This is a genomic window from Deltaproteobacteria bacterium (genome assembly GCA_016234845.1).
GTDB lineage: Bacteria > Desulfobacterota > Deferrimicrobia > Deferrimicrobiales > Deferrimicrobiaceae > JACRNP01.
In genome coordinates, this window is record JACRNP010000137.1 from 1 (window position 1) to 7,135 (window position 7,135).

At 70.4% G+C, this 7,135-nt stretch carries 5 protein-coding genes; 3 read left to right on the forward strand and 2 right to left on the reverse strand.

The window, feature by feature from the left end; all coding sequences use genetic code 11:
- On the forward strand, window positions 1-1,282 hold a 1,282-nt coding region (locus HZB86_09645), incomplete at its 5' end, for a glutamate synthase subunit alpha (protein ID MBI5905792.1).
- Window positions 1,275-2,705 (forward strand): glutamate synthase subunit beta, encoded by a 1,431-nt coding sequence (locus tag HZB86_09650; GenBank protein MBI5905793.1) that lies wholly within the window; start codon window positions 1,275-1,277, stop codon window positions 2,703-2,705. The genes HZB86_09645 and HZB86_09650, both read left to right, overlap by 8 nt.
- Here the strand turns inward: HZB86_09650 and HZB86_09655 are convergent.
- Both HZB86_09655 and HZB86_09660 read right to left on the reverse strand, forming a co-directional pair.
- Window positions 2,692-4,983, reverse strand: a complete 2,292-nt coding sequence (locus HZB86_09655) for a response regulator (GenBank protein ID MBI5905794.1) — start codon at window positions 4,981-4,983, stop codon at window positions 2,692-2,694. The two genes, HZB86_09650 and HZB86_09655, sit on opposite strands and share 14 nt — an antisense overlap.
- 30 nt (window positions 4,984-5,013) lie before the next feature.
- Window positions 5,014-6,741 (reverse strand): PAS domain S-box protein, encoded by a 1,728-nt coding sequence (locus HZB86_09660; GenBank protein MBI5905795.1) that lies wholly within the window; start codon window positions 6,739-6,741, stop codon window positions 5,014-5,016.
- Between the two features lie 138 nt (window positions 6,742-6,879).
- On the opposite strand from HZB86_09660, the gene HZB86_09665 reads away from it, so the two are divergent.
- Window positions 6,880-7,135: YceI family protein (locus HZB86_09665; protein MBI5905796.1), on the forward strand; the 256-nt coding region annotated here is incomplete at its 3' end.

Here is a 7,135-nt window from a genome sequence, read left to right on the forward strand (position 1 = left end):
CCGCGTGCAGGTCGACGGACAGCTCAAGACCGGGCGCGACCTGGCGATCGCGGCCCTGATGGGCGCGGAGGAGTTCGGGTTCGGCACGGCGGTGCTCGTCTCCCTGGGCTGCATCATGATGCGGAAGTGCCACCTGAACACTTGCCCGGTGGGGGTGGCGACGCAGGACCCGGTCCTGCGCGCCCGCTTCGACGGGGCGGTCGAGCACGTCGCGCGCTTCTTCCGTTTCATCGCGCAGGACCTGCGGGAGCACATGGCGATGCTGGGCTTCCGGACGGTGGAAGAGATGGTGGGGCGGGTCGACCGGCTCGAGGTGCAGCCGGCGGTCGAGCACTGGAAGGCGAAGGGGCTGGACTTCTCGGACATGCTCCTCCCGGCGGGGAACGGCGGGAGCAGCCCCAGGCACCGCGTGCGGCGGCAGGAGCACGAGGTGGGTAAGGCGCTCGACCACGAGATCATCGCCCTGGCGAAACGGGCGATCGAACACCGGGAGCCGGTGCGGATCGAGCTTCCCGTGCGCAACGTCCACCGGACGGTGGGAGCGTTCCTGTCGGGAGAGATCACCCGCCGGTACGGCGCGGGCGGGCTGCCGGACGACACGATCGACCTCACGTTCCTCGGGTCGGCGGGGCAGAGCTTCGGCGCCTTCCTGGCCCCCGGGATCACGATGCGCGTGCTCGGGGACGCCAACGACTACCTGGGCAAGGGGATGTCGGGAGGCCGGATCATCGTCGCGCCGCCGAAGGGGGCGACGTTCCTGCCGCACAAGAACGTGATCGTGGGCAACGTCGTCCTCTACGGAGCGACCGGGGGGGAGGCGTATTTCCACGGGATCGCCGGCGAACGGTTCGCCGTCCGCAACAGCGGCGCGAAGGCGGTCGTGGAGGGGGTCGGCGACCACGGGTGCGAATACATGACGGGAGGCGTCGTCGTGGTGCTGGGCCCCACGGGGAACAACTTCGCCGCGGGGATGAGCGGCGGGCTGGCGTACGTCTACGACGAGACGGAGCTGTTCGACACCCGGTGCAACCTGGACATGGTCGACGTGGAGAGCGTCTGGCAGGAGGAGGACGTCCGCCGGCTCCGCACGTTGATCGAGAGCCACTACCGGTTCACCGGGAGCCAGCGGGCGGCCCAGATCCTCGAGAACTGGGAATCCCGCCTGCCGCTGTTCGTCAAGATCATGCCGATCGAGTACCGGAAATCGCTGGAGCGGATGCGCCTGGAGGAGGACCTGAACACCGAGAGCGTCTCCGCCACCGAGGAGGTGTACCGTGGCTAACCCGACCGGGTTCATGGAGTTCGACCGGGAGGAGCCGCCGCACCGGCCGGTGGAGGAGCGGATCGGGGACTTCCGGGAGATCGAGGAGCTGCTTCCCGAGGACCGGATCGTCCCCCAGGCGGCCCGCTGCATGGACTGCGGCATCCCGTTCTGCCACGCCTACGGTTGCCCGGTGAAGAACCGGATCCCCGACTGGAACGACATGGTCTACCGCGGACAATGGAGGAGGGCGCTGGACCTGCTTCACTCCACCTGCAACCTGCCGGAGATCACCGGGCGCGTCTGCCCCGCCCCGTGCGAGGCCGCGTGCACGCTGGCGATCAACCAGCCGCCGGTCACCATCCGCCACCTCGAGCTCCAGATCGTCGAGCACGGGTGGCGCGAGGGGTGGATCCGGCCGGAGCCGGCTGCGCGCCGGACCGGCAAGCGCGTCGCGGTCATCGGCTCGGGACCCGCGGGGCTGCCGGCCGCGCAGCAGCTGGCGCGCCGCGGCCACGACGTGGTGGTCTTCGAGAAGGCGGACCGGGTGGGCGGGATCCTGCGGTACGGCATCCCGGACTTCAAGCTGGAGAAGTGGGTCATCGACCGGCGGCTGGAGCAGATGCGGGCCGAGGGGGTGGTCTTCGAGACCGGCGTGAACGCGGGAGTGGACGTGTCCGCGGCGTACCTGCGCCGCACCTTCGACGCGATCGTGCTGGCGACCGGGGCGACCGTCCCGCGCGACCTCCCCGTTCCGGGACGGGAGCTCGACGGGATCCGGTTCGCGATGGATTTCCTCACCCGGCAGAACCGGGCGATCGCGGGGGACGCGATTCCCGAGGCGGAGCGGATCTCCGCGCGGGGGAAGCGCGTGGTGGTGGTGGGTGGAGGGGACACCGGCTCCGACTGCATCGGAACGAGCCGCCGCCAGGGAGCGACCTCCATCACCCAGATCGAGCTGCTCCCGAAACCGCCCGACGGACGGCTGCCGACGAACCCGTGGCCGACGTGGCCGGCGACGCTGCGGACCTCCTCCTCCCAGGAGGAGGGGTGCGAGCGGATGTGGAGCATCCAGACGAAGGAGTTCGTCGGCGAGGGAGGGCGGGTGCGCAAGCTCCGGTGCGTGAAGCTCGACTGGCCGGAGCCGGACGCCGCGGGCCGCCGGACGCCGCGGGAGATCCCCGGCTCGGAGTTCGAGCTCCCGGCCGACCTCGTGCTGCTCGCCATGGGATTCGTCCACGTGGAGCACGGACCGCTGGTGCGGGAGCTGGGCGTGGGGATCGATCCGCGCGGGAACGTCGTCGCCGACGGCCGCCTGATGACGTCCGTCCCCGGAGTGTTCGGCGCCGGGGACTCGGTCACCGGGGCGTCCCTCGTGGTGCGGGCGTTCGACCTGGGGCGACGGGCCGCCGAAGGGGTGGAGCGCTACCTCACGGCCCGCTGACCATCGGCTCCGACGGCACGGGGGCGTCGAGCGCCTCCCGGGTCTTGCGGGCCAGCATCTCCGCGTTGAACGGCTTCTGCAGGAAGTGCGCTCCCGCGGAGAGCGTCCCGTGGGGAAGGATCTCCGAATCCGGGTACCCCGACATGTAGACCACGCGCGCCTCCCGGCACACCCGCCGGAACCGTTCCGCCAGGTCGAACCCGTTCATCCCCGGCATGACCACGTCGGTCAGCAGCAGGTTCGGGGGAGCGGACAATCCCGCCAGCATCGACAACGCCTCCGCGCCGTTTCCCGCCGCCAGCACGTTGTACCCTTTCTCCGCGAGCACCTGCCGCGCCAGTTCCCGGACGTTCTCCTCGTCCTCCGCGACCAGGACCGTTTCGGTCCCCCCGGCGGCGGCGGTCCGCGACGGTTCCTTCTCCGGGGCCATCGCGCCTTCCGGGGCGCGGGGGAGGTAGACGGAGACGACGGTCCCCTTCCCCGGCGCGCTGTCGACTCCGACATGGCCCCCGTCCCTCCCGACGATCCCGTACACGGTGGAGAGCCCGAGCCCGGTCCCCTTGCCTTTCCCCTTCGTGGTGAAAAACGGCTCGAACAGGTGGGAGAGCACCTCCCCGCCCATCCCGTGCCCGGTGTCCCGGACCGCCAGGCGGATGTACCGTCCCGGCGGGACCACGCCCAGGTCGTGCACCACCGGTTCGTCCGCGTCGAAGCCGTCCACGCCGATCGACAGGCGCCCGCCCCGCGGCATCGCGTCGCGCGCGTTCACCGCGAGGTTCATCACGACCTGGCCGATCTCGCCCTCGTCCGCCAGCACCTGTCCCGCGCCCGGCGGGGCTTCGATCCGAAGATCCACGCTCTCGCCGATCAGGCGGCGCAGCATCGTCTCCATCCCGGACACCACCGCCGCCGGCTCCATCGCGACCTGGCGCGTCGGCTGCCTCCGGCTGAACGCGAGGAGCTGGCCCGTCAGCGCCGCCGCGCGGGACCCCGCGCCGACGATCTCCTCCACGTGCCGCCGGTTCGGGTCCGCCGGGTCGATGCGGGCGAGGAGCAGGTCCCCGTATCCGTTGATCGCCGTCAGGAGGTTGTTGAAGTCGTGCGCCACGCTCCCGGCCAGCCTGCCCACGGCTTCCATCCGCTGCGCGTGCCGGAACTGGTCTTCCAGCCGCTTCCGGCCCGAGATGTCGCGCACCGACTCGATCCCCGCCACGATCCGTCCGGCGGCGTCCCGCATCGGCGACGCGGTGATCTCCACGTGGAGATCCCCCTCCGGCCGCTCGACGGACCGCTCGACCGTGTGCGTCCTCCCGTCGGCCATGGAGAGCACCACGGGGCACCCTTCGCACGGCGCCTCCTTCCCCTCGTACGCCCGGAAGCAGTGCTCCCCCACGTGGTTTCCGGTAAACCCCACGTGCACCGGGTTCTGGTAGAGCACCTTGAGGTCCGGCCCCTGGATGCTGATCCCGTCGCCGATCCCCGTGAGGATCGAGAGGTTCCTCGCCCGCTCCTCGTCGAGACGCTGGAAGAGGTCGTTCCAGTACACTCCGAGGAAGATCGGGATGGCGGCGATCGCGAGCATGTTGCGCACCGGGGAGTAGAGCGCGAGCCCGTCCTCGACGCCCGTCGCGATGTTGACGATCATGAGGAAATGGTCGAGGAACAGCAGGAGAAAGGCGACGGGGATGCCCGGCGGGACCCTCCGGCCGCGGCGGAACGGAAGATACAGGAGGAGGATCACGGCGGCGGCCATCGCCGCCCCGAAGGCGCTGAACGCGGTCTCCCCCCAGAAATCGGCGAACCGCAGGGATACCTGCCAGTACATCTCCCGGTGGTCCCCGAGGAACCGGACCCACAACGGCGCCGTCACCGCGTACAGGACCGCGACGCACGCGAGCCCCGCCGCGAGGAACCGCTCCGGCGTCTTCCGGTCCGGAAGGAAGTAGCGCAGGAAGGCGTAGCCGAGGAGGACCCGCGCCACGCCCGTCAGGGAATGCTCGAGCGGGGGGTAGACGTTGTACGACAGCACGTTCGGGATGAAGCCGCGGAAGGTCCCGTATTCGAGGAGGAACATCACCGCCTCGCGGGTCAACCCGACGGCGGCCGCCACGCCGACCAGGCAGTCCCGCTTCTCCCGGTCCCGCCGCCACCGCCGAAGCGCCACGGACAGGAGGACCGCCCAGAACGCCGCGGCGAGCACGAACCGCACCGCGTTGTTGCCCGGGTCTCCCCGCCCTCCCCCGAACTGGGAGAGGATCTCCAGCAGTTCCGTCGGCAAACTCCCCCTCCCGGCGTTTCCCGTCCGTCGCTACGGAACCCGCGGAGCGTCCAGCGCTTCCCGGACCTTTCGCGCCACCGCGTCCGACGTGAACGGCTTCTGGAGGATCGCCGTCCTCCGTCCGACGACGCCGTGCCGCATCACCGTCTGCTCCGTGTACCCGGACATGAACAGCACCTTGATTCCCGGCCGCAGCGCCTCGGCCCGTTCCGCCAGGTCCGGTCCGGCCATGACCGGCATCACGACGTCGGTCAGGAGCAGGTGGATGGGGCGGGGATCCGCGGTCAGCACCTTCACCCCCTCTTCCCCGTTCGAGGCCGTCAGCACCGTGTACCCCCTGTCCGCCAGGACCTCCCGCACCAGCTCGAGCACCACCGGCTCGTCCTCGACGACCAGCACCGTCTCGGTCCCGCGAATCCGCTCCTCCGGCACCGGAGCCCCGGCCGACGGGACCGCGTCCACCCGGGGCAGGTACACCCGGAACGTGGTCCCCCGCCCCGGCTCGCTCTCCGCCCAGATGTACCCTTCGCTCTGCTTGACGATCCCGTAGACCGACGAAAGCCCGAGGCCGAGCCCCGGCCCCGCATCCCCCGAGAACGGTTCGAAGAGGCGGGCCTGCGTCTCCTCGTCCATCCCGGGCCCTTCGTCGGTGACCGCCAGCATCACGTACGGGCCGGAGGCCACGAACAGGTGCCGCCGGGAATCTCCCTCTCCGAGGTCCGCGTTCGCGGTCTCCAGCCGGACCGCGCCTCCCTCCGGCATCGCCTCCCGCGCGCGCAGCGCGAGGGTCACGACCACCTCCTCGAGCTGCGAGGGGTCGACGCGCACCGTCCCCAGCGCCTCCCCGCGGACGATCGACAGCCCGATCCCGGCGCCCAGGACCTTCCGCAGCGCGGGCTCCATCCCCGCGAGCACGTCGTTCAGGTCCAGATCCTTCGGCCGCATCACCTGCTGCCGGCTGAAGGCGAGAAGCTGGCGGGTGAGGGTCGCGGCCCGCATCCCCGCGCGCTTGATCTCCTCCGAGTGCCTCCGCTGCTGCCCCTCCTTGTCGAGCTGCAGCACCAGAAGGTCCGCGTATCCGATCACGGCGGTGAGGAGGTTGTTGAAGTCGTGGGCCACCCCCCCGGCCAGGCGCGCCACCGCCTCCATCCGCTGGGCTCTCCGCCGCTGCTCCTCGCGCCGCCGGTCCTCGGTGACATCGCTTTTGACCGCCACGTAGCCGGTCGTCTCTCCCGCCGCGCCGCGCAGCGGGGAGATCACCGCCTCCTCCTCGAAGAGGGTGCCGTCCTTCCTCCGGTTGACGAAGACCCCCTTCCAGCTCCGCCCCGCCGCGAGGCGGTCCCAGAGATCGCGGTAGAACGCCTCGTCCTGGCGCCCGCTCTTGAGGATCCTCGGGTTCTTCCCGACGACCTCGTCCCGACGGTACCCGGTGATCGACTCGAAAGCGGGATTGACGTATTCGATGGTCCCTTGCGCGTCGGTGACGACGACGGCCGCGCCCACCTGCTCCACCGCGTCGGCGATTCGCGAGAGGCGTTCCCCCGTTGCGCCCGGGTCGCTCCCTCCCGCCTCGCCCGGTTTCCCGCGATCCGGGCCCCGCCGGCGGAGCGACAGGAAGTACCCGATCGCCGCGCCCACGGCCAGGGCGAACAGAAAGAAGGCGACTCCTGCCGGGCTGAACGGTTGCGGCACCTTGCCTCCTTGCGCGGCGCGAAGGGCGACCCATCCGGGCGCCCGTTCCCCCTTATCGGAAAGCATCACCCGATTCTTCAGCGGTTTCCCGGTCTTCCGCGCCTCCGGAAAAAGATCCCGGAAACGCAACCGCCATCCCGTTTACTGAATCTATCCATGTGAAAACGGTTCCGATTCCATGGGGGAAGGAACAGGAGGACAAGGATGCGGAGATCGACGGTTCTCGCTGCGGCGTTCCTGCTGGCGCTCCCGGGCCTCGCGCTGTCGGCGCCCTGGGAGCTCGACCCGGCCCACACCGGGGTCCACTTCAAGGTGCGGCACCTGATGGTTTCGTCGGTGCGCGGGGATTTCGGGAAGGTTTCGGGGAAGATCGCCTACGATCCGGCGGATCTCGAGAAATCGTCCGCGGACATCACCATCGACGCCGCCTCCATCAACACGCGCGTCGCGAAACGGGACG

Coding starts and splice junctions, on each gene's coding strand:
- HZB86_09660 (MBI5905795.1), bottom strand. CDS start 6,741: ATGCTTTCCGATAAGGGGGAACGGGCGCCCGGATGGGTCGCCCTTCGC.